The 26,556-nt window shown below is 40.1% G+C and carries 24 protein-coding genes and 1 rRNA gene; 24 read left to right on the top strand and 1 reads right to left on the bottom strand.

Annotated features, from left to right (window positions below; genetic code table 11):
- The 16 genes from rrf to HCX62_RS13655 form a co-directional block, all read left to right on the top strand.
- Nucleotides 1–88: ribosomal RNA gene (rrf, locus tag HCX62_RS13730) — 5S ribosomal RNA — on the top strand; the annotation flags it as partial.
- A 138-nt stretch (nt 89–226) separates the two neighbouring features.
- Nucleotides 227–751: a DUF2179 domain-containing protein gene (locus HCX62_RS13725; protein WP_185639467.1), complete on the top strand. Its 525-nt coding sequence runs from the start codon at nt 227–229 to the stop codon at nt 749–751.
- A gap of 205 nt (nt 752–956) precedes the next feature.
- Nucleotides 957–1,445, top strand: coding sequence for a 5-(carboxyamino)imidazole ribonucleotide mutase (purE, locus tag HCX62_RS13720; RefSeq protein ID WP_008948120.1), 489 nt, complete (start codon nt 957–959; stop codon nt 1,443–1,445).
- Nucleotides 1,438–2,562, top strand: coding sequence for a 5-(carboxyamino)imidazole ribonucleotide synthase (gene purK, locus HCX62_RS13715; RefSeq protein WP_185639465.1), 1,125 nt, complete (start codon nt 1,438–1,440; stop codon nt 2,560–2,562). Before purE ends, purK begins: the two co-directional genes overlap by 8 nt.
- Before the next feature lie 18 nt (nt 2,563–2,580).
- The gene (gene purB / locus HCX62_RS13710) at nt 2,581–3,873 is read left to right on the top strand and encodes an adenylosuccinate lyase (protein ID WP_185639464.1); all 1,293 of its coding nucleotides are present in this window, start codon (nt 2,581–2,583) and stop codon (nt 3,871–3,873) included.
- Nucleotides 3,874–3,953: 80 nt separating this feature from the next.
- Complete coding sequence (gene purC, locus HCX62_RS13705) at nt 3,954–4,667, top strand: phosphoribosylaminoimidazolesuccinocarboxamide synthase (RefSeq protein WP_185639463.1); 714 nt, start codon at nt 3,954–3,956, stop codon at nt 4,665–4,667.
- Nucleotides 4,668–4,678: 11 nt separating this feature from the next.
- On the top strand, nt 4,679–4,924 hold the full coding sequence (purS, locus tag HCX62_RS13700; protein ID WP_185639461.1) for a phosphoribosylformylglycinamidine synthase subunit PurS: 246 nt from the start codon (nt 4,679–4,681) through the stop codon (nt 4,922–4,924).
- Between the two features lie 3 nt (nt 4,925–4,927).
- Nucleotides 4,928–5,611, top strand: a complete 684-nt coding sequence (gene purQ / locus HCX62_RS13695; RefSeq protein WP_185639459.1) for a phosphoribosylformylglycinamidine synthase subunit PurQ — start codon at nt 4,928–4,930, stop codon at nt 5,609–5,611.
- On the top strand, nt 5,604–7,823 hold the full coding sequence (purL, locus tag HCX62_RS13690; protein WP_185639458.1) for a phosphoribosylformylglycinamidine synthase subunit PurL: 2,220 nt from the start codon (nt 5,604–5,606) through the stop codon (nt 7,821–7,823). The genes purQ and purL overlap by 8 nt, the downstream gene beginning before the upstream one ends.
- On the top strand, nt 7,808–9,235 hold the full coding sequence (gene purF, locus HCX62_RS13685; RefSeq protein WP_185639457.1) for an amidophosphoribosyltransferase: 1,428 nt from the start codon (nt 7,808–7,810) through the stop codon (nt 9,233–9,235). Before purL ends, purF begins: the two co-directional genes overlap by 16 nt.
- Nucleotides 9,236–9,253: 18 nt before the next feature.
- Complete coding sequence (purM, locus tag HCX62_RS13680) at nt 9,254–10,303, top strand: phosphoribosylformylglycinamidine cyclo-ligase (RefSeq protein WP_185639456.1); 1,050 nt, start codon at nt 9,254–9,256, stop codon at nt 10,301–10,303.
- Nucleotides 10,300–10,866, top strand: coding sequence for a phosphoribosylglycinamide formyltransferase (purN, locus tag HCX62_RS13675; protein WP_185639455.1), 567 nt, complete (start codon nt 10,300–10,302; stop codon nt 10,864–10,866). Before purM ends, purN begins: the two co-directional genes overlap by 4 nt.
- 5 nt (nt 10,867–10,871) lie before the next feature.
- Complete coding sequence (gene purH / locus HCX62_RS13670; protein WP_185639454.1) at nt 10,872–12,401, top strand: bifunctional phosphoribosylaminoimidazolecarboxamide formyltransferase/IMP cyclohydrolase; 1,530 nt, start codon at nt 10,872–10,874, stop codon at nt 12,399–12,401.
- Between the two features lie 27 nt (nt 12,402–12,428).
- Nucleotides 12,429–13,691, top strand: a complete 1,263-nt coding sequence (gene purD, locus HCX62_RS13665) for a phosphoribosylamine--glycine ligase (RefSeq protein WP_185639452.1) — start codon at nt 12,429–12,431, stop codon at nt 13,689–13,691.
- Nucleotides 13,692–13,829: 138 nt separating this feature from the next.
- Nucleotides 13,830–14,126 carry a YerC/YecD family TrpR-related protein gene (locus tag HCX62_RS13660; RefSeq protein WP_003720075.1) on the top strand — a complete coding sequence of 99 codons (297 nt, stop codon included), beginning with the start codon at nt 13,830–13,832 and terminating at the stop codon, nt 14,124–14,126.
- A gap of 18 nt (nt 14,127–14,144) precedes the next feature.
- Complete coding sequence (locus tag HCX62_RS13655; protein WP_185639451.1) at nt 14,145–14,399, top strand: hypothetical protein; 255 nt, start codon at nt 14,145–14,147, stop codon at nt 14,397–14,399.
- A gap of 41 nt (nt 14,400–14,440) precedes the next feature.
- Here the strand turns inward: HCX62_RS13655 and HCX62_RS13650 are convergent, their stop codons facing one another.
- Nucleotides 14,441–15,796 carry a sodium-dependent transporter gene (locus HCX62_RS13650; protein ID WP_185639449.1) on the bottom strand — a complete coding sequence of 452 codons (1,356 nt, stop codon included), beginning with the start codon at nt 15,794–15,796 and terminating at the stop codon, nt 14,441–14,443.
- A 206-nt stretch (nt 15,797–16,002) separates the two neighbouring features.
- Between HCX62_RS13650 and pcrB the strand changes: the two genes are divergently transcribed.
- The 8 genes from pcrB (at nt 16,003) to HCX62_RS13610 (ending at nt 26,506) form a co-directional block, all read left to right on the top strand.
- On the top strand, nt 16,003–16,680 hold the full coding sequence (gene pcrB, locus HCX62_RS13645; protein ID WP_185639447.1) for a heptaprenylglyceryl phosphate synthase: 678 nt from the start codon (nt 16,003–16,005) through the stop codon (nt 16,678–16,680).
- Between the two features lie 64 nt (nt 16,681–16,744).
- Nucleotides 16,745–18,940, top strand: a complete 2,196-nt coding sequence (gene pcrA / locus HCX62_RS13640) for a DNA helicase PcrA (RefSeq protein ID WP_185639472.1) — start codon at nt 16,745–16,747, stop codon at nt 18,938–18,940.
- A gap of 26 nt (nt 18,941–18,966) precedes the next feature.
- Nucleotides 18,967–20,982 carry an NAD-dependent DNA ligase LigA gene (ligA, locus tag HCX62_RS13635; protein ID WP_185639470.1) on the top strand — a complete coding sequence of 672 codons (2,016 nt, stop codon included), beginning with the start codon at nt 18,967–18,969 and terminating at the stop codon, nt 20,980–20,982.
- The gene (locus HCX62_RS13630; RefSeq protein ID WP_185639446.1) at nt 20,979–22,094 is read left to right on the top strand and encodes a CamS family sex pheromone protein; all 1,116 of its coding nucleotides are present in this window, start codon (nt 20,979–20,981) and stop codon (nt 22,092–22,094) included. Before ligA ends, HCX62_RS13630 begins: the two co-directional genes overlap by 4 nt.
- A gap of 124 nt (nt 22,095–22,218) precedes the next feature.
- Nucleotides 22,219–22,512, top strand: a complete 294-nt coding sequence (gene gatC / locus HCX62_RS13625) for an Asp-tRNA(Asn)/Glu-tRNA(Gln) amidotransferase subunit GatC (RefSeq protein ID WP_008948103.1) — start codon at nt 22,219–22,221, stop codon at nt 22,510–22,512.
- A 24-nt stretch (nt 22,513–22,536) separates the two neighbouring features.
- A complete protein-coding gene (gatA, locus tag HCX62_RS13620) occupies nt 22,537–23,988 on the top strand; it encodes an Asp-tRNA(Asn)/Glu-tRNA(Gln) amidotransferase subunit GatA (RefSeq protein ID WP_185639445.1) in 1,452 nt (483 codons plus the stop codon).
- Between the two features lie 11 nt (nt 23,989–23,999).
- Nucleotides 24,000–25,430: an Asp-tRNA(Asn)/Glu-tRNA(Gln) amidotransferase subunit GatB gene (gene gatB / locus HCX62_RS13615; RefSeq protein ID WP_008948101.1), complete on the top strand. Its 1,431-nt coding sequence runs from the start codon at nt 24,000–24,002 to the stop codon at nt 25,428–25,430.
- 143 nt (nt 25,431–25,573) lie between these two features.
- Nucleotides 25,574–26,506 carry a diacylglycerol kinase gene (locus tag HCX62_RS13610; RefSeq protein WP_185639443.1) on the top strand — a complete coding sequence of 311 codons (933 nt, stop codon included), beginning with the start codon at nt 25,574–25,576 and terminating at the stop codon, nt 26,504–26,506.
- Nucleotides 26,507–26,556: the final 50 nt, after the last annotated feature.

Below are 26,556 nucleotides of genomic sequence, written 5' to 3'. Positions count from 1 at the left end.
CCGTTCCCATCCCGAACACGGTAGTTAAGCTTCTCCGCGCCAATGGTAGTTGGGGGTTTCCCCCTGCGAGAGTAGGTCGCTGCCGGGCAATTTGAAAAAGTCCTAATTATTTAGGGCTTTTTTTGTTGAAGTGTTTCTTTTGTCAGCAGTCTTATGGGATGTTATATTAGTAAAAGACGCTTGTTTAGAAAGTATATTGTAGTTTTTAAGTGAAGGAGTTATTTTAGTGGATAATGGTATTTTTATAGTAGTTACTATATTTGTTGTAAATATTTTGTATGTGACGATTTATACGGTGAGATTGTTGTTGACGATGAAAGGGTACCGTTATTTAGCTGCGCTTTCTAGTGTGTTTGAAATGATTATTTATGTGGTTGCGCTTAGTTTGGTATTGGATAATTTAAATAATATTGCTAATGTTTTAGCTTATGCCGTTGGATTTGGTGTAGGAATTATTGTTGGTATGAAAATTGAGGAAAGAATTGCTTTAGGATACATTACAGTGAATGTTATTACGAAAGAGTATAATCTGGATTTGCCTAATCAAATTCGGGATTTAGGATATGGGGTAACTAGTTGGCTTGCCAGTGGTCGTGATGGTGAGCGGATGATGCTTGAAATTTTGACGCAAAGGAAGAATGAGCGAAAACTATATAAACAAATCATTGAAATTGATAATGGCGCCTTTATTGTTTCCTCTGAGCCAAAACAAATTCACGGTGGTTTTTGGATTAAACAAGTTCGGAAATAGAGAGAAGCTTACCTATGATGGTAGCTTCTTTTTTTATTTATTTAGTGAAATGGAGTACATAATGCTATTGAAATCAACAAAACGACCCTAAACACGAACGTTAACAAAACGTAACAATTAAATGTTCGATTTTTAGTTGACTTTTATCGTGCCTATTGTTAGAATGAAGGAGTCGAAAAGAGATTATTAAGGAGTTGATCACGTAATGCCTGCGGAAATTGGTGTCATTATGGGGAGTACCTCAGATTGGGATACAATGAAAAAAGCATGTGATGTATTAGATGAACTAGAAATAGCTTATGAGAAAAAAGTAGTTTCGGCTCATCGTACGCCAGATTTAATGTTTCAATATGCAGAACAAGCGCGGGAACGTGGTTTGAAAATTATTATTGCCGGTGCTGGAGGCGCAGCACATTTGCCAGGTATGGTTGCAGCAAAGACGACCTTGCCGGTTATTGGGGTGCCTATTAAGTCCAAAGCATTGAACGGAATGGATTCGTTATTATCCATTGTGCAGATGCCAGGTGGGGTTCCGGTAGCGACAGTAGCTATTGGTGAAAGTGGTGCTGTGAACGCTGGACTTCTGGCGGCGCAAATTTTATCGATAACGGACGATGCAATTACTAACAGATTACAAAAAAGACGTGCTACACTAGAAGAAACTGTTCTAGAAAGTAGTGATTCTCTTGGATAAAAAATTTTTACTGACAAATAGTACAATTGGTATCATTGGCGGTGGACAACTTGGACGTATGCTTGCTCTTGCAGCGAAAGCGATGGGGTATCGTATTATTGTTCTTGATCCGACCGTAGACTGTCCAGCAGCTCAAGTAAGTGATGAGCAAATTATTGCGGACTATGATGATAAAGTAGCTTTACGTGAACTTTCTGAAAAAGCCGATGTAGTTACATATGAGTTTGAAAATATTGACTACGATGCTTTAAAAATGACGCAAGAGTTAGTATCTGTCCCACAAGGATCGGAATTACTTTCGATTACACAGGATAGAATTTTAGAAAAAGCGTATTTGGAATCTGCTAATATAAATATTGCGCCATATGCGGTTATCGTTGAGCAAGAAGAGATAGAAAGTGAAATCAAAAGTATTGGTTATCCAGCTGTTTTAAAAACGGCACAGGGTGGCTATGATGGAAAAGGGCAAGTTGTTCTTTATGACGCGAATGATATTGAAGCAGCAGCGCGATTGTTACGCTATGGTTCTTGTGTATTAGAAGCTTGGATTCCTTTTGAAAAAGAGATTTCAGTGGTTGTTGCTCGTAATTTAGATGGGCAAATCGAAACTTTTCCGGTGGCTGAAAATGTGCATGTGAATAATATTTTGCATACGACTACTGCACCGGCAGACGTGGCTGAGGATGTGCATGAGGAAGCGGAGGAAATTGCTAAAAAATTAGCGGATGTTCTTCAATTGTGTGGCGTTTTAGCAGTGGAGATGTTTGTAACGAATTCTGGTGCGATTTATGTCAATGAGCTTGCTCCAAGACCGCATAATTCTGGACACTTTACGATTGAAGCTTGTTCGATTTCTCAGTTTACGCAGCATATTCGTGCGATTGTTGGATTGCCGCTAGTAAAACCTGAACTATTGAAACCAGCTGTGATGATTAATATTTTAGGGCAGCATGTGGATGCAGTGAATGAGCAAATGGCTGGTTATCCACAATGGTTCGTTCATTATTATGGTAAAAAAGAAGCAAAAATTAATCGCAAAATGGGCCATGTCACTATTTTGACAGAGAAGCCAGCAGCGGTATTAGAAGATTTAGAAGAAACGCAAATTTGGAAGTAACTGGAGGAATTTAAAAGGATGTTAGAACGTTATACGCGTAAAGAAATGGGCAATATTTGGACAGAACAAAACCGTTATCAGGCTTGGCTAGAAGTGGAGATTTTGGCTTGTGAAGCGTGGGCAGAGCTTGGTGATATTCCTAAAGAGGATGTTGCGAAAATTCGTGCTAATGCGAAGTTTGATGTGGACCGTATTCATGAAATTGAATTAGAAACAAGACATGACGTTGTGGCGTTTACTCGTTCGGTTTCTGAGTCGCTTGGTGCGGAACGTAAATGGGTTCATTATGGCCTAACTTCAACAGACGTAGTGGATACAGCGAATTCTTATTTACTTAAACAAGCGAATGAGATTTTACGGAAAGATTTAGAGAATTTCATTGCGATTATTGGTGAAAAAGCGAAAGAGCATAAATATACGGTAACAATGGGACGTACGCACGGTGTTCATGCGGAGCCTACTACATTTGGTCTGAAATTGGCTTTATGGTATGAGGAAATGAAACGTAACTTAGTACGCTTTAATTTTGCGGCTGACGGTGTGGAATTCGGGAAAATTTCTGGTGCGGTTGGAACTTATGCGAACATTGATCCTTTTGTGGAAGCCTATGTATGTGAAAAATTAGGGACAACTCCAGCGCCGATTTCTACGCAAACATTGCAACGGGACCGTCATGCGGAATACCTTGCGACACTTGCGCTTATTGCAACTTCTGTAGAAAAATTTGCGGTAGAAGTACGCGCATTACAAAAAAGTGAAGTACGTGAAGTGGAAGAATTCTTTGCAAAAGGACAAAAAGGTTCTTCGGCAATGCCGCACAAACGTAATCCGATTGGTTCTGAAAATGTCACTGGACTTGCACGTGTTATTCGCGGCCACATGGTTACAGCTTATGAAAATGTACCACTTTGGCATGAGCGTGATATTTCTCATAGCTCCGCGGAACGGATTATTTTACCAGATTCCACTATTTTACTTGATTATATTTTAAATCGTTTTGGTAATATTGTGAAAAACTTGACGGTATTCCCGGAGAATATGAAACGCAATATGGACAGAACGCTTGGACTAATTTATTCACAGCGTGTGTTACTTGCGCTCATTGATAAAGGTTTAGCTCGTGAGGCGGCATATGATGTCGTGCAACCAAGAGCGATGGAAGCTTGGGAAAACCAAGTGCCATTCCGTGAATTAGTAGAACAAGATGAAACAATTACTGAAAACCTGTCTGCAGAAGAAATTGCAGATTGCTTTGATTACAACTATCACCTGAAGAATGTCGACTTAATTTTTGATCGTTTAGGATTATAATTACGGGCAGAATACAACCTAACCTCTTTGATATTTATTTTTTCAAAGAGGTTAAGTACTTTATAAGGAGATAAATTATTGTGACTAATGAACTGGTTTATGAAGGGAAGGCAAAACGACTTTTTAAAACAGAAGAAAATGGGGTCCTTCGTGTCGCTTATAAAGATGATGCGACTGCGCTAAATGGCGTGCGAAAAGAATTTTTTGCGGGTAAAGGTGAGCTTAATAACCAAATTACATCGCTTATTTTTTCTCGTTTGGCGGAAGAAGGAATTTCGAGTCATTTTATTCGGGCGATTTCGGAAACAGAACAATTGGTTAAAGAAGTGGCGATTATTCCGCTTGAAGTGGTTGTTCGGAATGTGATGGCTGGGAGTCTTGCGAAACGCCTTGGAAAAGAGGAGGGCGAGGTAATTCCGCGTGAGATTGTGGAATTTTATTATAAAGACGATGCGTTAGATGATCCGTTTATTAATGATGACCACGTGCTTTATTTAGATATTGCGACAACAAGTGAGATGGAAAAGATTCGTGATGCGGCTCGTTCGATTAATGAAGTATTGCAAAAATTATTTAATCAAATGAATATTACGCTGATTGATTTTAAATTAGAATTTGGTCGTGATGCGGCTGGTCAGATTTTGCTGGCGGATGAAATTTCTCCAGATACATGCAGACTTTGGGACAAAGAAACAAATCAGAAGCTCGATAAGGATGTCTTTCGTCGGAATATTGGCAATTTAACAGATGTGTATACAGAAGTATTGAATAGATTAAAGCAAGTTCAAAACTAGGAGGTCACAAAATGTATAATGTCAAAGTTTATGTCACTTTAAAGAAAAGCGTATTAGATCCACAAGGGGTTGCGGTAAAAGATGCAGCGAAAAGCATGGGTTACGAAGAAGTAGAAGATGTTCGTATTGGTAAATTTATGGAGCTTAAAGTAGCGAAATCAGCTAGAGATATTCATGAAGTATTAAATGAAATGTGCGATAAACTGTTAACAAATCCGGTGATGGAAGATTACCGATATGAAATTGAGGAGGCGTAAACGATGAAATTTGCTGTCATTCAGTTCCCAGGTTCTAATTGTGATCTTGATATGCTACATGCGATTCGCGATTCTCTTGGCGAGGAGGCGGAATATGTATGGCATGCGGAAACAAGTCTTGCAGGCTTTGACGCAGTATTACTTCCAGGTGGATTTTCTTACGGGGATTACTTGCGAACTGGTGCGATTGCAAAATTTTCAAGTATTATGCCAGAAGTTTTGCGCTTTGCTGAAATGGGAAAACCAGTGCTTGGTGTGTGTAACGGCTTCCAGATTTTAACGGAAATTGGTTTGCTTCCAGGTGCTTTAATTAGAAATAATAATTTGCATTTTATTTGTAAAACGGTGCCGCTTCGGGTGGCGAATGCGGATACGATGTTTACTGGACTTTATGATGAAGGCGAAATTATTCAAGTTCCAGTCGCTCACGGGGAAGGTAATTATTACTGTGATGACGAAACGTTGTTGAACTTAAAAGAAAAGAATCAAATTGTTTTTACATATGATAGTGTAAATCCAAATGGAAGTCGCGCGGATATTGCTGGTATTGTAAATGAACGTGGAAATGTACTTGGTATGATGCCGCATCCGGAACGCGCAGTAGAAGAAATTATTGGTGGGACAGATGGTTTAAGACTTTTCGAGTCCATTGTAAATGCTTGGAAGGAGGAACAAGTAAATGCCTAACATGGAGCCAACGACAAAAGAAATTAAAGAACAAAAGATTTATCAAGAAATGGGTTTAACGGATAGTGAATATGAGCTTGTTTGTTCTATTCTTGGACGTGAACCTAATTATACAGAAACAGGACTTTTCTCCGTTATGTGGTCCGAACACTGTAGTTATAAAAATTCTAAACCAGTACTTCGGAAATTCCCGACAGAGGGAAAACAAGTGTTGCAAGGTCCGGGTGAGGGTGCTGGGATTGTCGACATTGGCGATGGTTTAGGTGTTGCTTTTAAAGTGGAAAGTCATAATCATCCATCTTATGTAGAGCCTTATCAAGGAGCGGCAACTGGGGTTGGCGGAATTATTCGCGATGTGTTTTCGATGGGTGCTAGACCGATTGCGATGCTTAACTCGCTTCGTTTTGGTGAGTTAGATACGCCTCATGCGAAATATTTGGTGAGTGAAGTGGTTGCTGGTATTGCTGGCTATGGTAATTCGATTGGGATTCCAACGGTTGGTGGCGAAATCCAATTTGACCCTTGCTATACGAAAAATCCGTTAGTCAATGCGATGTGTGTTGGATTAATTGAAGCGAAAGATATTCAAAAAGGACAAGCAAAAGGAATTGATAACCCTGTTATGTATGTGGGTGCTAAAACTGGTCGTGACGGGATTCATGGTGCCACTTTTGCTTCTGTTGAGTTTAGTGAAGAAGGCGAACAACAACGTTCTGCCGTGCAAGTGGGCGATCCTTTTATGGAGAAATTGTTGCTTGAGGCTTGCTTAGATGTAATTCGTGATCATTCGGATATTTTAGTAGGAATTCAAGATATGGGAGCGGCTGGGCTCGTTAGCTCGAGTTCGGAAATGGCGTCAAAAGCTGGCGCTGGTTTGGAATTAATTATGGACGATGTACCGCAACGAGAACTAAATATGACGCCATATGAAATGTTACTTTCTGAATCCCAAGAACGGATGCTGCTATGCGTGGAAAAAGGGCATGTGGAGGAAATCCAAGCACTATTTGAACGTTATGGCTTAGAGGCTGTTGTCATTGGTAAAGTAACTGATGATAAAATGTACAAAATTATTCATCACGGTGAAGTGGTTGCGAACGTTCCTGTTGACGCGCTTGCAGAAGATGCGCCGGTTTATCATAAACCTTCGAAAGAGCCAGCTCGTTATCAAGCATTCAAGGAAGAAGAAGCATTTGTGCCAGTTATTGATGATGTGGTGGAAGTGTGGAAGGAATTACTTGCTCAGCCAACGATTGCGAGTAAACGACATATTTATGAGCAATATGATTACCAAGTACGGACGGATACAGCGGTTGTACCTGGTTCGGATGCGGCGATTGTGCGTGTGCGCGGAACGGAGAAAGCGATTGCGATGACGACAGATTGTAACTCGCGCTATTTGTATCTTGATCCAGAAGTGGGCGGAGCGATAGCGGTTGCGGAAGCGGCGCGCAATATCGTTTGTTCTGGCGGGAAACCACTGGCGATAACAGATGGACTCAATTTTGGTAATCCAGAAAAACCAGAAATCTTTTGGGAAATTGAAAAAGCGGCAGATGGTATTAGTGCAGCTTGTTTAGAACTTGATACGCCTGTCATTTCTGGAAATGTGTCGCTTTATAATGAAACAGATGGAACTGGGATTTATCCAACGCCTGTCATTGGGATGGTTGGTTTAGTAGAAGATTTGGCGCATATCACGACACAAGATTTTAAAAATAGTGGCGATGTGATTTTCTTGATTGGTGAAACAAAAGCCGAATATAGTGGCTCGGAATTGCAAAAAATGCAACAAGGGAAAATTAGCGGGCGAGCTCCAGGATTAGATTTGGCGACAGAGAAAAAATACCAACAATTACTGCTAACAGCGATTCGTGAAGGTTTAGTTGCTTCTAGTCATGATTTGGCAGAAGGTGGATTTGGAGTCGCACTTGCGGAAGCGACGTTTAAAGCAGGTCTTGGTGCAGATGTTGAAGTACCGTTTGCTTTAAATCAGCTTTTCAGTGAATCACAATCGCGTTTCTTAGTATCGGTAAAACCGGAAAATGAAGCAGCTTTTGCGCAATTAATGGAATTAGAAAAAGTATATCGACTTGGCGTAGTAACAGCGGATGACTCGATTCGTGTGAAACATAAAGAAGAAATAGTAACGGCGAAAACAACGGAATTACGATCCATTTGGGAAGGGGCTATTCCATGCTTGCTGAAGTAAAAGGACTTAATGAAGAATGTGGTATTTTTGGTATTTGGAATCATCCTAATGCAGCAGAAATCACCTATTATGGGTTGCATAGTTTACAACATCGCGGTCAAGAAGGAGCCGGAATTGTTTCAACAGACGGAGAAACGCTAAAGGGACACCGGAATCTAGGGCTTTTAGCAGACGTATTTAAACATGGTGAACTAGACGATTTAAAAGGTAAGGCAGCAATTGGCCACGTTCGTTATGCGACAGCTGGTCAAAAAAACTTAGGAAATGTACAACCATTTTTATTTCACTTTCATAGTTCTTCTTTAGCACTTGCGCATAACGGTAATTTAGTGAATGCGAAAAGTTTACGCCGTGAATTAGAAGAAGAAGGCGCTATTTTTCAAACGAGTTCGGACACGGAAGTATTGGCGCATTTAATTAAACGTAGCCATACGGGCGACTTTGTAGAAGATTTAAAAGTAGCTTTAAACAAGGTCAAAGGTGGCTTTGCGTATATGCTTTTGACGGAAGATACGATGTACGCGGCGCTTGATCCGAATGGCTTTAGACCACTTTCGATTGGTCGGATTGGTGATTCTTACGTAGTTGCTTCGGAAACGTGTGCTTTTGAAACGGTTGGCGCTGAATTTGTCCGTGATGTGGAACCAGGCGAACTGATTATTATTAATAATGACGGACTTCGAATTGAAAAATTTACGGAAAATGTGAAGCATTCGATTTGTAGTATGGAGTATATTTATTTTGCTCGACCAGACTCTAATATTGCTGGGATTAATGTTCACTCAGCTAGAAAACGTTCTGGGAAAAGGCTGGCGAAAGAAGCATTTATTGACGCCGATGTTGTTACAGGTGTGCCAGATTCAAGTATTTCTGCGGCGATTGGTTATGCGGAAGAAGCTGGACTTCCATACGAGCTTGGCCTCATCAAAAATAGATATGTGGCAAGAACCTTTATCCAACCATCGCAAGAACTCAGAGAGCAAGGGGTTAGGATGAAGCTTTCAGCGGTGCGCGGTGTTGTGGAAGGTAAACGAGTTGTGATGATTGATGATTCGATTGTGCGCGGGACGACGAGTAAACGGATTGTGCAACTTTTGCGGGAAGCGGGAGCAGCGGAAGTTCATGTGAGAATTGCTTCACCACCCCTTGCGTACCCTTGTTTTTATGGTATCGATATTCAAACGCGAAATGAATTAATCGCATCTAATTATTCTGTCGATGAAATTTGCCGGATTATTGGCGCTGATTCTTTAGAGTATTTGAGTGAAGAAGGCTTGGTGGATTCGATTGGTAGACCTTATCCGAACGAACCTTACGGGGGACTTTGTATGGCTTATTTTAACGGTGATTATCCAACCCCTTTATACGATTATGAAGCGGAATATTTAGCGAGCTTAGAAGCAGAAAAATAATGAGGAGTGACAAATCGAATGGCAGAAAATGCATATAGTAAAGCAGGCGTAGACGTAGAAGCTGGCTATCAAGTAGTGGAACGCATCAAGAAACATGTGGCTAGAACAGAACGAATGGGCGCTATGGGAGCGCTTGGTTCTTTTGGCGGAATGTTTGATTTAAGTAGCTTGAATTTAAAAGAGCCTGTCCTTGTTTCTGGTACAGATGGTGTTGGGACAAAATTACTTTTGGCTATTGAAGCAGATAAACATGATACTATCGGGATTGACTGCGTGGCAATGTGCGTGAATGACATTTTAGCTCAAGGTGCCGAGCCCTTATTTTTCTTAGATTATATCGCAACAGGAAAAACAGACCCGGTGAAAATGGAACAAATTGTGAAAGGTGTGGCAGATGGCTGCGAACAAGCGGGAGCGGCGTTAATTGGCGGCGAAACGGCGGAAATGCCAGATATGTATGGCGCGGATGATTATGACTTAGCTGGTTTTACTGTAGGAGCTGTCGAGAAACAAAAACTGATTACAGAAGGCTCGGTTAAAGCTAACGATACGCTAATCGGTATTCCTTCCAGTGGGATTCATAGTAATGGTTATTCGCTCGTTCGGAAAATTTTCTTTAAAGATAACGATTTTGCTTTAGATGCGGAATTGGCTGAATTAGAAGTGCCACTTGCAGAAGAGTTGCTTAAACCGACACGCATTTATGTGAAACCTGTTTTAGAAGTACTAAAACAAGTAGACGTTCGCGGGATTACGCATGTGACTGGCGGCGGATTTGTCGAGAACTTGCCACGGATGTTAACAGAGGATTTAGCAGTGAAAGTGGAGCTTGGAACATGGCCGGTGTTGCCGATTTTTGATGTTATGAAGAAATATGGTCAACTAAAGGAACTTGAAATGTATGAAATTTTCAATATGGGTATTGGCATGGTGCTCGCAGTTGCGAAAGCGGATGTCGAAAAAACCTTGGAAGTACTTGTCCAAAACGGGGAAGCGGCTTACGTTATTGGTGAAGTTACGACACGTGAAAGCGAAGCGGTTATTTTCGCGGGAGGCCAAAAAGGATGAACATAGCCATTTTTGCTTCTGGTAACGGTTCGAATTTTCAGGCATTAGTAGATGACGAGATCATTAAGCCACACGTGAAATTACTTGTGTGTGATAAGCCAAATGCGTATGTTTTAGAACGCGCGAACAAGCATCAAATTCCGGTTTTCCTTTTTGAAGCGAAAAATTATCCGGATAAAGAAGCGTTTGAAACGGAAATTTTATTAGAGCTGCGCGGCTTGGAAATTGATTTATTAGTGCTAGCAGGATATATGCGCTTGATTGGGCCAACGTTACTTGCAGAATTTCCAGAGCAAATCGTTAACTTGCATCCGTCGTTACTACCCGATTTTAAAGGGAAAGATGCGATTGGGCAGGCGATTCAGGCGAATGTTTCTGAAACGGGAGTTACCGCGCATTTTGTGGATGCTGGAATGGACACTGGGCCGATGATTGATCAGGTGAAAGTAGCGATAGATGCAGCAGAAACCGCAGAAACTTTAGCAGAAAAAATTCATCAAGTAGAACATATTTTTTATCCAAAAGTGATTCGAGGATTAATTCAAAATGGAGGGAACGATTAATTATCATGAAAAGAGCGCTTATTAGTGTGTCAGATAAAAACGGCATCGTGCCATTTGCAGAACAATTAGTAGAACTTGGTGTAGAAATTATTTCAACTGGTGGAACAAAAGCGGCATTTGAACAAGCGGGCGTACCAGTGACGGGAATTGAGGCAGTAACAGAATTTCCCGAAATGCTTGATGGCCGAGTGAAAACTCTTCATCCAGCGATTCATGGTGGATTGCTTGCGAGACGTGATACAGCCGAACATATGGAAGCTATTGCGGCACATGATATCAAGCCGATTGATTTAGTAATCGTTAATTTATATCCTTTCCAAGAAACGATTCAAAAACCGGGTGTTACTTTAGAAGAAGCGATTGAAAATATTGATATTGGCGGACCTTCGATGTTGCGTTCGGCTGCGAAAAATTACGCGGCGGTAACTGTTGTTGTCGATACAGCAGACTATGATACCGTTTTGACAGAGTTAAAAGAGCACGGGGCTACCACTTTTGAAACGAGACAGCGCCTTGCAGCAAAAGTATTTCGGCACACAGCGGCCTATGATGCTTTAATCGCTGAATACTTAACGGACATTACTGGAGAAGCTTTCCCAGAAAAAGTGACGTTTACTTACAATCGAAAACAAGTCTTGCGTTACGGTGAGAATCCTCATCAAGATGCAGCTTTTTATACAGAACCACGTGCCGTGGAAAACTCGATTAGTGCTGCTAAACAGCTCCATGGTAAAGAGTTATCCTACAACAACATTCGCGATGCAGATGCGGCACTGAAAATTGCCAGTGAGTTTACAGAACCAGTTGCCGTTGCCGTGAAACATATGAATCCGTGTGGTGTTGGTGTTGGCGAAAATATAGAAGAAGCTTATTTGAAAGCCTATGAAGCAGATGAAACGTCCATTTTTGGCGGTATTGTTGCTTTAAATAAAGAAGTTGACGCGAACACGGCGGAACATATGAGCAAAATTTTCTTAGAGATTATCATTGCGCCAAGTTTTTCCGAAGAAGCTTTTGCCATTTTAGCGAAAAAGAAAAATATTCGTTTGTTAACCGTTCCGTTTGCTGGCTCGGTGGAAGGTTTCGAGAAAACATCGGTTAACGGCGGGTTACTGATTCAAGCGAGCGATTCTCTCGTAGAAGATACAGCTAGCTATGAAGTAGTGACAGCAAAACAACCAACTGAAGCCGAAATGAAAGCTTTACTTGCGCAGTGGAAAATTGTGAAACATGTGAAATCCAATGCGATTGTGGTTGGTTCGGATAAACAAACACTTGGAATTGGCGCTGGACAAATGAATCGTATTGGTTCGGCTATGATTGCACTAGATCAAGCAGGCGAAAAAGCGAAAGGTGCGGTACTTGCATCAGATGCCTTTTTCCCAATGGATGATACGGTCGAAGCGGCTGCAAAAGCGGGCATTACGGCGATTATTCAACCGGGTGGCTCGATCAAAGACAAAGAATCGATTGCAATGGCAGATAAATATGGTATTTCGATGGTTCTAACGCATGTACGACACTTCAAACATTAATCCTCATATAAAAGGACGTGTAAATAAATGAACTTATTAGTAGTTGGTAGCGGTGGTAGAGAACATGCCATTAGTAAAAAATTAAGAGAGTCAAACAATGTCGAACAAGTTTACTGCGCCCCGGGAAACGACGGAATGAGTTTAGATGGTATTAAGTTAGTTGCTATTTCTGAAACGGATAAAGCTGGTTTAATTGATTTTGCTAAAAAAGCAGACATCGACTTTGTGATTGTTGGGCCAGAAGTGCCGCTTTTGGAAGGTGTTGTTGATGCTTTGGAAGAAGCGGGAATCAAGGCTTTCGGACCAAAAGCAAACGCAGCATTAATTGAAGGTAGCAAAGATTTCGCGAAACAATTTATGGAGAAATATGCTATTCCAACTGCGGCATCAAAAACGTTCACTGATTACGCGGAAGCCAAAGCATATTTGGATGAACGCGATGTGCCAATTGTTATCAAAGCAGATGGACTTGCTGCTGGAAAAGGGGTCACAGTTGCGCTAGAAATGGAAGAAGCAGTTCTTGCGTTAAAAGATATGCTACTCGAAGAAAAATTCGGTGACGCTTCTCTTAAAGTCGTTATCGAGGACTTCTTGGCGGGAGAAGAGTTTTCACTGATGGCTTTTGTAAATGGGGAAGAAGTTTATCCAATGGCAATTGCGCAAGATCATAAACGTGCTTACGAAGGCGATAAAGGACCAAATACGGGCGGAATGGGCGCTTATTCACCAGTACCTCATATTGCAGATACAGCAGTAGAAGAAGCGGTTGAAAAAATTCTTATCCCGGCTGCAAAAGGGATGGTACAAGAAGGTCGATACTTCCGAGGTATTCTTTACGCAGGCCTTATTTTAACAGAAGATGGACCAAAAGTAATTGAATTTAATGCCCGATTTGGCGATCCAGAAACGCAGGTTGTGTTGCCTCGTTTAGAAAGTGATTTTGCAGCCTTGATTGCAGCTTTACTTAATAACGAAAAACCAGATGTCCGTTTTAAAAAAGCGGGGATTACGCTTGGTGTTGTATTAGCGAGCGCAGGTTATCCAGAGCATTATGATAAAGGAAATAAGCTAACTGGCTTGGATGATATTGCAGAAGATGTGGCGATTTATCATGCTGGAACAAAACAAGATGAAACAGGCGAATTCATCTCAAATGGCGGGCGCGTTTTATTACTCGCAAAAGAGGCAGAAACGATGAGTGACGCGCGCACGTTACTTTACCCAGAAATGCAAAAACTAGATAATCCGAACTTCTTTTATCGAATCGATATTGGTACGAAAGCGGAATAATAAAAAAGTACTATCTCTGGATAAAATGCGGAGATGGTACTTTTTTTGTTCATTTAGTGAAGAGAAACGTTTGTGTTTTACGCGTTGGTACGTTAAAATATGAAAGTAGGATATATGAGATTATTTGGAGGTAAAGATATGCAAATAGAGAAGTTGCGTGGACAAGGATTGGATGAATTCTTCCAAGGGATTTTGACGCTCGAGAATTTAGAAGAATGTTATGCTTTTTTTGATGATGTATGTACAGTGAATGAAATACAGTCCATGGCTCAACGTTTCCAAGTAGCAAAAATGCTTCATGATGGAAAAACATATAATGTGATTGAATCAGAAACTGGTGCAAGTACAGCAACCATTTCACGTGTAAAACGTTCACTTCATTATGGCAATGATATGTATGATGTTGTATTTTCAAGAATGACAAAGCCAGAATAAGATTGGTAGGGATAGAAGATGAAAAAATTTAATAGTAAAACCTATCAGATTGTGATCATTTCTATTCTTGCGCTTGCAGTTCTTTACTTTGTGATTAATATGATTTCCACTGGCACCGGGCTTGATTTTTCTTTACTTTGGCACTGGGTCTTTATCATTTGTTTTATTTTCACGACACTAGTAAACGTAAAAGAAAAACGGGCGATTGGTACGGCAATTGGTCTCAGTGGAATTTTGATTTGTGTAACAAGCATTGTCTTGATGGCAATATAAAAAAAGCAATTCGCTAAATTTTAAGCGAATTGCTTTTTTCGTTAAAAGAGGAACTTGATTAAACCTGTTGCTGAAAGAAAGACAAAGATAATCGCGATTGGAGCAATATATTTAATAAGAAAGAGCCAAATAATAAATGCCTTTTTGCCAAAATGACTGCTCGTTGTGAATTCTTTTAACAGCAATTCGCGCGGTAGTCGGTAACCAACAAAAATCGCGATAAACAAAGCGCCGACGGGTAAAATTATATTTGATACGAGAAAATCAGCGGCATCAAAAATGCTCAATCCGAAAATCTGAACGTCACTCCAAACACCGAAACTTAGCGCACTTGGGATTGCCATTAAAACAATCACTAACCCCATCCAAATGCTCGCTTTTTTTCGACTCAAGCCAGCATTCATTAGAGGCGCAACAGTCGCTTCTAGCATGGAGAAGCTAGATGTTAATGCGGCGAATAAAAACAGAATCAAGAAAATAATAAAGAATAATATTCCAAAAGGCATCTGATTAAAAATCGACGGTAAAATAACAAATAGTAGTCCAGGCCCCGCATCCGGCGTAATATTAAACGAAAACGCTGCAGGGAAAATTGCTAACCCCGCAAGAAGCGAAACAAATACGTTCATAAGTGAAACCGAAATCGCGGACTGTGGTAAGCTAACCGAGCGATTCAAGTAAGAACTATATGTCACCATCACTGAAATCCCCACACTTAGTGAAAAGAATGCCTGGCCAAGTGTAATAAGAACGGTTTGGGCAGTGAAATGACTAAAATCGGGCCGTAAGAAGAATGCGACACCTTCCATCGCACCAGGAAGTGTCAAAGACCGAATAATTAAAACGATAAACAAAACAAACAGGGCAGGCATCATAAACTTGCTCATTTTTTCAATTCCACTCACAACCCCGCGGCTAATAACGATGACATTCAGTAAAATAAAGAAAATCGTTGCGCCCACAGATATCCATGGATTAGCTGTCGTTACTTGGAAATCATGGAGCAAACTCACTTGATTTTCCCCAGCAATCCCACCAACGAGCGTTTTAATTAAGTAAGTGATAATCCAACCACCAACAACGCTGTAAAATGAAAACAAAATACTCGCGCCAACTACGCCTAATTTTCCAAGTAAATTCCATTTTGTTCCGGGAGCGAGTGTTTTATATGATTGAACCGCATCGCCACCAGAACCACGTCCAATCACAAATTCTGCAATCAAAAGCGGCATCACTACGAGCAAAGTTAAAACTAAAAACAATAAGAAAAATGCGCCACCTCCTGCAGTTGCAGCCACATAAGGCAGTTTCCAAATTGCACCAATTCCTATTGCGGACCCGGCGGATGCTAAAATAAATCCGATTTTTGAGCCCCATTCTTCTCTGTTTTCTTGCATAATATCCCCATTTCCTTTTTTCTATGTAAGTACTCAGAAGTTAACATAAAATCAAATTTTCCCCATCATACCATAAAATAAAAGCTATCCCAACAGTAACTGCTAAAAAAAGCTTAAAAAAAGTTAAAATTTCCTATTGTAAGGGTGCGATGAAATGTAACTAATGCTATAATAAGATATCCCATTATAGAGACTTGGAGGAGCAAATGAAACATTTATTCAAGTTAGACCCAGCAAAGACTTTACCAACTAATGACCTCACGAAGCTCATCCATTCTGGAACCGATGGATTTATTATCGGCGGGACAGATAATTTACAAACAGAAGCAGCCGAAAATCTGTATGAATTATTAGCTGAAACAGACTTACCGATTTTTCTTGAAGTAAGTGATGAATCCATGATTTTACCGGAAGCTGAACATTTTTTAATTCCAGTTGTATTAAATACGGAAAACAGTAAATGGACGCATGGTTTACACAAGGAGTTAATCAAAGCAATGGGGGATTTTATTCCTTGGAAGCGAGTCACATCAGAAGGTTATGTTATTTTAAATAAAGACGCCAAAGTTGCCCATTTAACAGAAGCGAAGACAGATTTGACGGATGAAGACATTGTTGCGTATGCCCGTTTAGCAGAGAATATCTTTCATCTGCCCATTTTTTATGTGGAATATAGCGGAATGTACGGTGATCCGGAAGTCGCAAGGAAAGTAAGTACCGTTTTAGACGATACAAAATTTTGGTATGGCGGCGGAATTCGTTCCAAAAAACAAGCTGCTGAAATGGCGAAATACGCGGATACGATTATTGTCGGCAACATTATTTATGAAGATTTAGAAAAAGCACTCGAAACCGCCAGTATTTTTACAAAGAAAACGGTTTGATTATAAGGTGTAGTATGATAAAATAAGAACAAATGTTTGTATGGTGGTGTATAGGAGAATGCAATTGAATGCAAAAGAATTAGTTGACGGATTAAATCCAGAACAACGCAGAGCAGTAGAAAGTACAGAAGGACCTTTATTAATTATGGCTGGAGCCGGAAGTGGTAAAACACGTGTTTTAACGCACCGGATAGCTTATTTAGTGAGAGAACGTAGCGTGAACCCGTATAATATTTTAGCGATTACGTTTACGAACAAAGCCGCACGTGAAATGAAATCACGGATTGGTAATTTAATGGGCGGAGAAGCGGAATCAATCTGGATTTCCACTTTCCACTCAATGTGCGTACGAATTTTACGTCGAGATATTGATCGCATTGGCTACGAACGCAATTTCACCATTCTAGATGGTGGCGACCAATTATCGGTTATTAAAGGAATCTTAAAAGAAAAAAATGTCGATCCTAAGAAATTTGAGCCACGGGGTATTTTGGCGTCAATCAGTAATGCCAAAAATGAACTTATTTCTGCGAGTGAATATATCAAAGAAGCAAGTGGTTTCTATGACAAAATGGTCGGCGAAGTCTACGAAAAATACGAAAAGAAACTCAAAAAGAACCAAGCGCTCGATTTTGACGATTTAATCATGGTGACGATTCAATTATTTGAACGTGTGCCGGATGTTTTAGAATACTATCAACGCAAGTTTCAATATATTCACGTGGATGAGTACCAAGATACCAACCACGCGCAATATTTACTTGTAAAACAGCTTGCTTCTAGATTTAAAAATTTATGTGTCGTTGGCGACTCGGATCAATCTATCTATGGTTGGCGCGGGGCGGATATTAGTAACATTATGTCTTTCGAAAAAGATTACCCCAATGCCAAAACGATTTTACTAGAAGAAAATTACCGTTCGACCAAACGCATTTTAGAAGCAGCAAACCGTGTCATCGAAAACAACGGTAATCGTAAACCGAAAAATCTTTGGACTAGCAATGCAGAAGGTAAGAAGATTTTTTACCATAAAGCACTCACGGAAAAAGAAGAAGCGGCTTATGTTGTTATGAAAATTCAAGAAGAAGTGAATAACTCAAGTCGTCCACTTTCTGATTTTGCAATTCTTTATAGAACTAACGCCCAGTCCCGTGTAATGGAAGAATATTTCATGAAGTCCAATATGGCTTACACAATGGTCGGCGGCACGAAGTTCTATGACAGAAAAGAAATTAAAGACATTTTGGCGTATTTACGTCTGATTAGTAATAACGAAGACGATATTAGTTTGACACGTATTGTTAACGTACCAAAACGCGGCGTTGGGCCAGGCACATTAGATAAGTTAAATAATGTTGCGACCACCTATGATTTGAGCTTATTTGAAGTGCTTAACCGTATCGAATTAGCGGGCATTTCTCCTAAAATAAGCAAGGATTTAGTTGCGTTCCATGATTTGGTCCGCGGTTTCACGCAAATGCAAGATTTCTTATCCGTAACGGAACTAGTAGAAGAAATCCTTGAAAAAACAGGCTACCGCGCGATGTTGAAAAACGAACGTACCATCGAAGCGCAAACACGTTTAGAAAATATCGATGAGTTTTTATCTGTAACGCAAAACTTTGAAAAAGAAAACGACGATAAAACGTTGATTGCCTTTTTAACAGATTTAGCACTTGTTGCGGACGTTGATAAGTTAGAAGAAGATAATGAAGAGCAAAACGGAGCAGTCACACTGATGACGCTTCACTCTGCCAAAGGGCTAGAATTCCCGGTTGTCTTTTTAGTTGGGATGGAAGAAGGGATTTTCCCACATTCCAGAGCTATTTATGAAGAGGACGAAATGGAAGAGGAACGCCGTCTTGCTTATGTTGGTATTACGAGAGCGGAAGAAGAACTTTTCCTAACGAGCGCATATTCACGGATGCTATACGGTCGCCCGTCATCCAACCAAGAGTCTCGTTTCATCGGAGAAATTCCGCGCGATTTACTAGAATTAGGAAACGAAAATAAAATAAAAACAGATAAGCCTTATGCCAAACCACGGATGCCGCAAAAAGCAACTACTGCGTACAAATCCTCCGGCGCGGAAACACTTGGTTGGACAGTCGGCGATAAAGCGAGCCATAAAAAATGGGGCGTAGGAACAGTCGTAAGTGTCAAAGGAGAAGGCAGCGGAATGGAATTAGATATCGCATTCCCAAGTCCAACTGGCGTCAAACGATTGCTCGCAGAATTTGCGCCAATTGAAAAAGTATAAATTTGGAAAAAGCAGGTGAAGAAATGATGGCTGATAAAAAACGGTATGAAGAACTTATCAACATACTTGATCAATACAGCTATGATTATTATGTAATTGATAATCCAACAGTAGAAGATGCCGAATACGATCAAAAGATGCAAGAACTACTTAAAATAGAAGAAGCGCATCCCGAATGGGTTACACCTGAGTCCCCGTCGAAACGAGTAGGCGGAGAAGTTTTAGAAGGCTTCAATAAAGTGGCGCATGACACGCCGATGTTAAGCCTTGCCAATGCTTTTAACCACGAAGATTTGGCTGGTTTTGACCGCCGAATTCGCGATAAAGTTGGCGATAATATTGCTTATATGTGCGAGCTGAAAATTGACGGCTTGGCAGTATCCCTTCAATACGAAAATGGGAAATACAAACAAGGTGCTACCCGAGGAGACGGAACTATTGGCGAAGATATCACAGCTAACTTGCGTACGATACGTTCCATTCCAATGAAACTTAAAAAAGATTATTCTATTGAAGTTCGCGGCGAAGCATTTATGCCAAAACGTTCTTTCCAAAAATTAAATGAAATACGCGAAGAAGAAGGCCAGATGCTATTTGCAAATCCGCGAAACGCAGCAGCTGGCTCGCTTCGACAATTAGATACAAAAATTGCTGCATCTAGAAACTTAGATATTTTCCTTTATGCCGTAGCTGATTTTGGTGAAATGGGCGTGACGACACACAGTGCGGGCTTAGATATGCTCGAAACACTAGGTCTTAAAGTCAATAAAGAGCGCCGACTTTGCAACAATTTAGAAGAAGTTTATGCTTATATCGAAGAGTGGACAGAAAAACGAGCTGGCTTAGCATACGATATCGATGGCATTGTTTTAAAATTAAATGATTTAGAACAACAACGCCAAATGGGAACAACCGTTAAATCACCACGTTGGTCGATTGCGTATAAATTCCCAGCTGAAGAAGTACCAACGAAGCTACTCGATATCGAATTAAATGTCGGCAGAACCGGTGTAATAACTCCCACCGCTGTGTTAGAACCTGTGAGAGTTGCTGGAACTACCGTCAGCCGAGCATCCCTTCATAATGAAGACCTAATCACGGAAAAAGATATCCGCATTGGCGACACCGTTTTAATCAAAAAAGCCGGCGATATCATTCCAGAAGTCATTAAAAGCATCACCGAAGAACGGAGCGGAAATGAAAAACCTTTTCATATGCCTAAAACCTGTCCAACGTGTGATAGCGAACTGGTTCGTTTAGAAGAAGAAGTGGCGCTAAGATGTATTAATCCTAAGTGCCCAGCTCAAATTAAAGAAGGCCTGATTCACTTTGTTTCCCGGAATGCAATGAACATTGATGGCCTTGGTGAAAAAGTGATTATCCAACTATTTTCGCAGCATTTAATCAAAGATGTAGCAGATTTGTTTTTCCTTTCGAAGGAGAAACTGTTAGAATTAGAAAGAATGGGTGAGAAATCAGTAACCAATTTACTAGCATCCATCGAAGCAAGTAAACAAAATTCGCTTGAAAAATTGCTATTTGGTTTGGGAATTCGCCATGTTGGTGCCAAAGCAGCCAAATCGCTCGCGGTTCATTTCGACACAATGGATGAACTAAAAATAGCAGATAAAGAAACACTGACAAGTATTAACGACATTGGTGAAAAAATGGCAGATAGTATTGTGACCTATTTTGCGAATGAAGAAGTACATGATTTATTAGAAGAACTAAAAAGGGCTGGCGTCAATATGACCTATACAGGGCCAAAACTAGAAGATATGTCCGAGGAAGAACTTGTTTTCGCAGGGAAAACTGTTGTCTTAACAGGAAAACTAGTGCAGTTAACGCGTAATGATGCAAAAGCATTAATCGAATCACTCGGAGGAAATGTTTCTGGAAGCGTCAGTAAGAAAACGGATGTTGTTGTAGCTGGCAGTGATGCTGGTTCTAAACTAGCCAAAGCTGAAGAACTAGCAATTCCTATTTGGTCCGAAGAAGACTTAATAGAGTACTTACCAGACGAAGGTGGATTAAACGAATGAAAAAACTCATAATTGCAGCACTCGGTTTAACGCTTGTTCTCTCTGGCTGTGCCCCAAAACTCGACTCAAACGATAAAGTGGTACAAAAAGACGATACAAAAGCAGAAACGGGTATCATGACAAAAAACCAAATCTCATCCAATTATTACAAAACCGTACTACCATACAAAGCAAGTAAATCTCGTGGACTTGTCGTATCGAATATTTATTCAAGATATGACATTAACGAATTAGAATCTGGTTTAATGCGTGTTTCTCAAAATAAATACTCGCCAGACAATTATCTTTTCCAAGAAGGACAATATTTGGATAAAGAAACTTTACAAAAATGGTTAGACAGAAAAAGCGATAAAAATCCCAACGGTTTAAATCCAGAAAGTAATGGTGACGGAAAAGATCGTAATCCGATTTATCTAGCACACATTTTAGAACAAGATTATTTAAAACAAACGGATAAAGATACGGTTGCGCTTGGTGGGATTTCAATTGCCCTTGCGATGAATTCCGTTGATTATTACCAAAAAGAACAATACGGCGACACTTATGAACAAGCAATCAGTGACAGTGATCTATTAGCACAAGGGAAAGAAATGTCTGCTACTGTGTTAAATCGAATTCGCCAAACAAAAGGCTTGGAAAATGTTCCTGTAACTATCGCTATCTACAAACAAGGCGCGCGTGATGCTGTCGCTCCAGGGAACTTCATTGCTTATTCAACAGCAAATGGTGATAGCTTATCCAATTGGAAAAACATTGACGAAAAAAATTATGTTTTACCATCGACTGAATCCGCAAAAGACCACAAAACAGATAATGATAACTTCCTTAATTTCAAAAAATCGATTGAAGATTATTATCCAAACTTTACTGGTGTCGTTGGTCGTGCAAGATACGAAGATGGCCAATTGGCATCGCTAAGTATTGATATTCCACTACAGTTTTACGGGGAAGCAGAAATCATTGGCTTCACGCAGTACGTAACAGATTTAGTAGGTCAGCATCTTTCAAAAACGGCTGATTTACAAGTCAATATTTCGACATCGGACGGTCCGGCTGCTTTAATTACAAGAAAAGCAAATGAAGATGCAGCAACTGCCCACATTTACGATTAATAAAAAACAATGCGAATTGTTCTTTCCTGTTGTATAATTATGCAGGAGAGGACAGTTCTTCCCATTTTTAACAGGCGGGAAGTACTACCGCGCAGAAAGTACCACTAAAAAGGAGGATGGCATTTTGTCAAATATATCAAAAGAAACCGTAGAAAAAGTAGCAAATCTTGCCAAATTAGAAGTATCAGAAACAGAAGCAACTGCTTTCGCTGGTCAACTTGGTAAAATTATTGAGCTAGTAGAGCAATTAAATACGCTTGATACAACGAATGTAGAACCTACCAGCCATGCAATTGAAGTATCCAATGTATTACGAGAAGATGTGGCAACAAAAGGGCTTGACCGTAGAGAAGTACTAAAAAATGCGCCAGATGAGCAAGACGGCATGTTCAAAGTACCAACAATCATGGAACAATAAAAGTAGCTAAGGAGGGAAATTATTTTGGGTTTATTTGATTTTTCAGTAAAAGAACTACACGATAAATTAGTAAAAAAAGAGATTACACCTTTTGATTTAGTATCAGAATCATTCAACCGAATTGAATCCGTAGAGGATAAAGTGGGCTCCTTTATTACTTTAAATAAAGAAGCAGCATTTGGTGTAGCGGAAGAGCTTGGAGATGCTGGCATAGATCCTAACAATATGCTTGCAGGACTTCCAATCGGGATTAAAGATAATATCGTCACAAAAAACTTGCGCACAACAGCAGCAAGTAAAATTTTAGAAAACTTCGATCCAATTTACGATGCAACAGTTGTTTCTAAATTGAAAAGTGCGCAAACAATCAATATCGGAAAATTAAACATGGATGAATTTGCGATGGGTTCGTCGACAGAAACATCGTATTTCCACAAAACATTTAACCCTTGGGATTTATCAAGAGTTCCTGGTGGTTCTTCTGGTGGTAGTGCATCCGCAGTTGCAGCTGGAGAAGTATTATTCTCACTTGGTAGTGACACTGGTGGATCGATTCGACAACCAGCAGCTTTTTGTGGGGTAGTCGGAATGAAACCTACATATGGCCGCGTATCTCGTTTTGGTTTAATTGCCTTTGCGTCTTCTTTAGACCAAATCGGCCCAATTACTAAAAATGTAGAAGACAACGCGTACTTGCTTGAAGCAATTTCTGGTCTAGATGCAAACGATTCTACGTCCATTAACCAACCAGTAGAACGTTTCTCAGATAGCTTAACAGGCGACATCAAAGGCTTACGCATCGGTGTTCCAAAAGAATATCTTGCGGAAGGCGTTGACCCTGGCGTAAAACAAGCTGTACTGGACGCCCTTAAAACTCTAGAGAAACTTGGTGCTACTTGGGATGAAGTTTCCTTACCTCATTCTGAATATGGTGTAGCAAGTTACTATATTTTAGCATCTAGTGAAGCATCTTCTAACCTTTCTCGCTTTGACGGCGTTCGTTACGGATACCGTTCTCCAAACGCGACTACTTTAGAAGAACTTTATACTAAAACTCGTTCTGAAGGCTTTGGCGATGAAGTAAAACGTCGTATTATGCTTGGAACATATGCGTTAAGCTCTGGTTATTACGATGCATACTACAAAAAAGCACAACAAGCACGTACGTTGATTAAACAAGATTTTGTTAACGTATTTGAAAACTACGATGTAATTATTGGACCAAGTTCTCCGACAACAGCTTTCAAAATTGACGGCATGATTAATGATCCAATTACAATGTATTCCAATGATATTTTAACTGTTCCGATTAACTTAGCCGGCGTACCAGCTATTTCTGTTCCTTGTGGATTCTCAGATGGCTTACCAGTAGGCTTACAAATTATCGGTAACTACTTTGAAGAATCATTATTATACAAAGTAGCGCATGCATTTGAACAAGAAACAACATTCCATAAAGAAAAACCAAACTTATAGGAGGCGTAGCAATGAATTTTGAAACAGTTATTGGACTTGAGGTTCACGTAGAGTTAAAAACCAATTCAAAAATATTTTCTTCTGCGCCAGCTCATTTTGGAGCAGAACCAAATACAAATACAACCGTGGTAGACTTAGGTATGCCAGGTGTTTTACCAGTTTTAAATAAACGCGCTGTAGAATTCGGTATGAAAGCGGCAATGGCAATCAACTGTGAAATTGCTGAACATACAAAATTTGACCGCAAAAACTATTTCTATCCAGATAATCCCAAAGCATACCAAATTTCCCAATTCGATAAACCAATCGGCGAACATGGCTGGATTGAAATCGAAGTTGGCGGTAAAAAGAAAAAAATCGGTATCACTCGTCTTCATTTAGAAGAAGATGCTGGTAAAAACACGCATACATCTCATGGTTATTCCTTAGTGGATATTAACCGTCAAGGAACACCACTAATCGAAATCGTTTCCGAACCAGACATTCGCTCTGCAGAAGAAGCTTATGCCTACCTTGAAAAACTAAAATCAATCATCCAATACACCGGCGTATCCGATGTAAAAATGGAAGAAGGTTCGATGCGCTGTGATGCCAACATTTCTATCCGTCCAGTCGGCCGTGAAGAATTTGGCGTAAAAACAGAACTTAAAAACCTAAACTCATTCAACAACGTGCGTAAAGGTATTGAATACGAAGAAAAACGCCAAGCAGAAGTACTTCTTTCTGGTGGTATTATCGAACAAGAAACACGTCGTTTTGAAGAAGCAACTGGAAAAACCTCCTTGATGCGTATCAAAGAAGGATCCGACGACTATCGTTATTTCCCAGAGCCAGATTTAGTAGATTTATTTATTGATGATGCTTGGAAAGAACGTATCCGTGCTGAAATTCCTGAACTTCCAGACAAACGCCAAATTCGTTATATTAACGACCTTGGTTTACCTGCATACGATGCAATGGTTCTTACGCTAACAAAAGAAATGTCTGATTTCTTTGAAGCAACTCTTGCAGCTGGAGCGGATGCTAAACAAGCGTCTAACTGGCTAATGGGTGAAGTTTCCGCATACTTAAATGCAGAACAAAAAGAACTTCACGAAACAGGCCTAACACCTGAAAATCTAGCAGGTATGATTAAATTAATCGAAGCCGGCACAATTTCCTCTAAAATCGCCAAAAAAGTTTTCCGTGAATTAGCGCAAAATGGTGGTGACGCAGAGCAAGTTGTTAAAGACAAAGGACTTGTTCAAATTTCTGATGAAGGAGCATTACGCACAATCATCGGTGAAATTTTGGATAACAATGAACAATCTATCGTTGACTTTAAAAATGGTAAAGATCGTGCGGTTGGATTCTTAATTGGTCAAGTAATGAAAGCAACAAAAGGCCAAGCAAATCCACCAATGGCTAACAAGCTGTTATTAGAAGAAATGAACAAACGTTAAAAAAACAAGCAGTGGGGTATTTCGCCTCACTGCTTGTTTTTATTAGGAATTTATGGCGAAATTTGCTATAATATTACTATCATGTGTCAAAACGCGCTTTTCTTTTGAACAACGCTGTTTGAGTGAAGGAGAGGACGAACATAATGCAAAAACACGCTCGAGTTATTTATAATCCCACATCTGGAAGAGAAATCATTAAGAAAAACCTTGCAGATGTCCTTTCGATATTAGAGGAAGCGGGCTATGTAACGTCTGCACATGCAACCACTGCAGAACCAGATGACGCCAAACGTGCAGCCGAAGAAGCTGTAAGAGATCGTTTTGATTTGGTTGTAGCAGCAGGTGGAGATGGTACCATTAACGAAGTCATTAATGGTATTGCCGAAAAAGAATATCGCCCAAAAGTAGGGATTATACCAACCGGGACAACCAATGATTTTGCAAGAGCCTTACATGTTCCTAGAGACGTGATAAAAGCAACGAAGATTATAGCAGCTGGTCAAAGTGTAGCAATGGATATAGGTAAAGCAAACGAAACTTATTTTATTAATATTGGTGGTGGCGGTCGGCTAACAGAACTGACCTACGACGTTCCTAGCCGTCTAAAAACAATGCTTGGACAACTTGCTTATTATTTAAAAGGAATTGAAATGTTACCATCCTTAAAAGCAACCAAAGTAAAAGTAGAATATGATCAAGGCGTTTTTGAAGGCGAAGTAATGTTTTTCCTACTAGGATTAACCAATTCTATCGGCGGCTTCGAAAAAATTGCCCCGGATGCCAAACTAGACGACGGTAAATTTTCGCTCATTATCGTAAAAAAAGTCAATTTAGCAGAATTTATCCGCTTAGTTACACTGGCTCTTAGAGGCGATCATATTAAAGAACCGAATGTCATCTATGTAAAATCAGAAAAAGTAATTGTTCACTCAGAAGACAAAATGTTGATTAATCTTGACGGTGAGCTAGGCGGGGAGACCCCAATGGCATTCCGCAATTTAAAACAACATATCGAGTTTTTCGCAAGTGTGGATGATATCCCAGCAACAGATTTATTCATAAAAGAAAATAGCTAAAAACTGCCCAACAAGGTAGTTTTTTTCTTTAGCCTAAATGTCCTAATTGC

Origin of the sequence: Listeria swaminathanii (assembly GCF_014229645.1) — a bacterium.
Lineage (GTDB): Bacteria > Bacillota > Bacilli > Lactobacillales > Listeriaceae > Listeria > Listeria swaminathanii.
The sequence above is the reverse complement of the archived record's forward strand: the minus strand, read 5'-3'. Positions and strand labels throughout refer to the sequence as shown.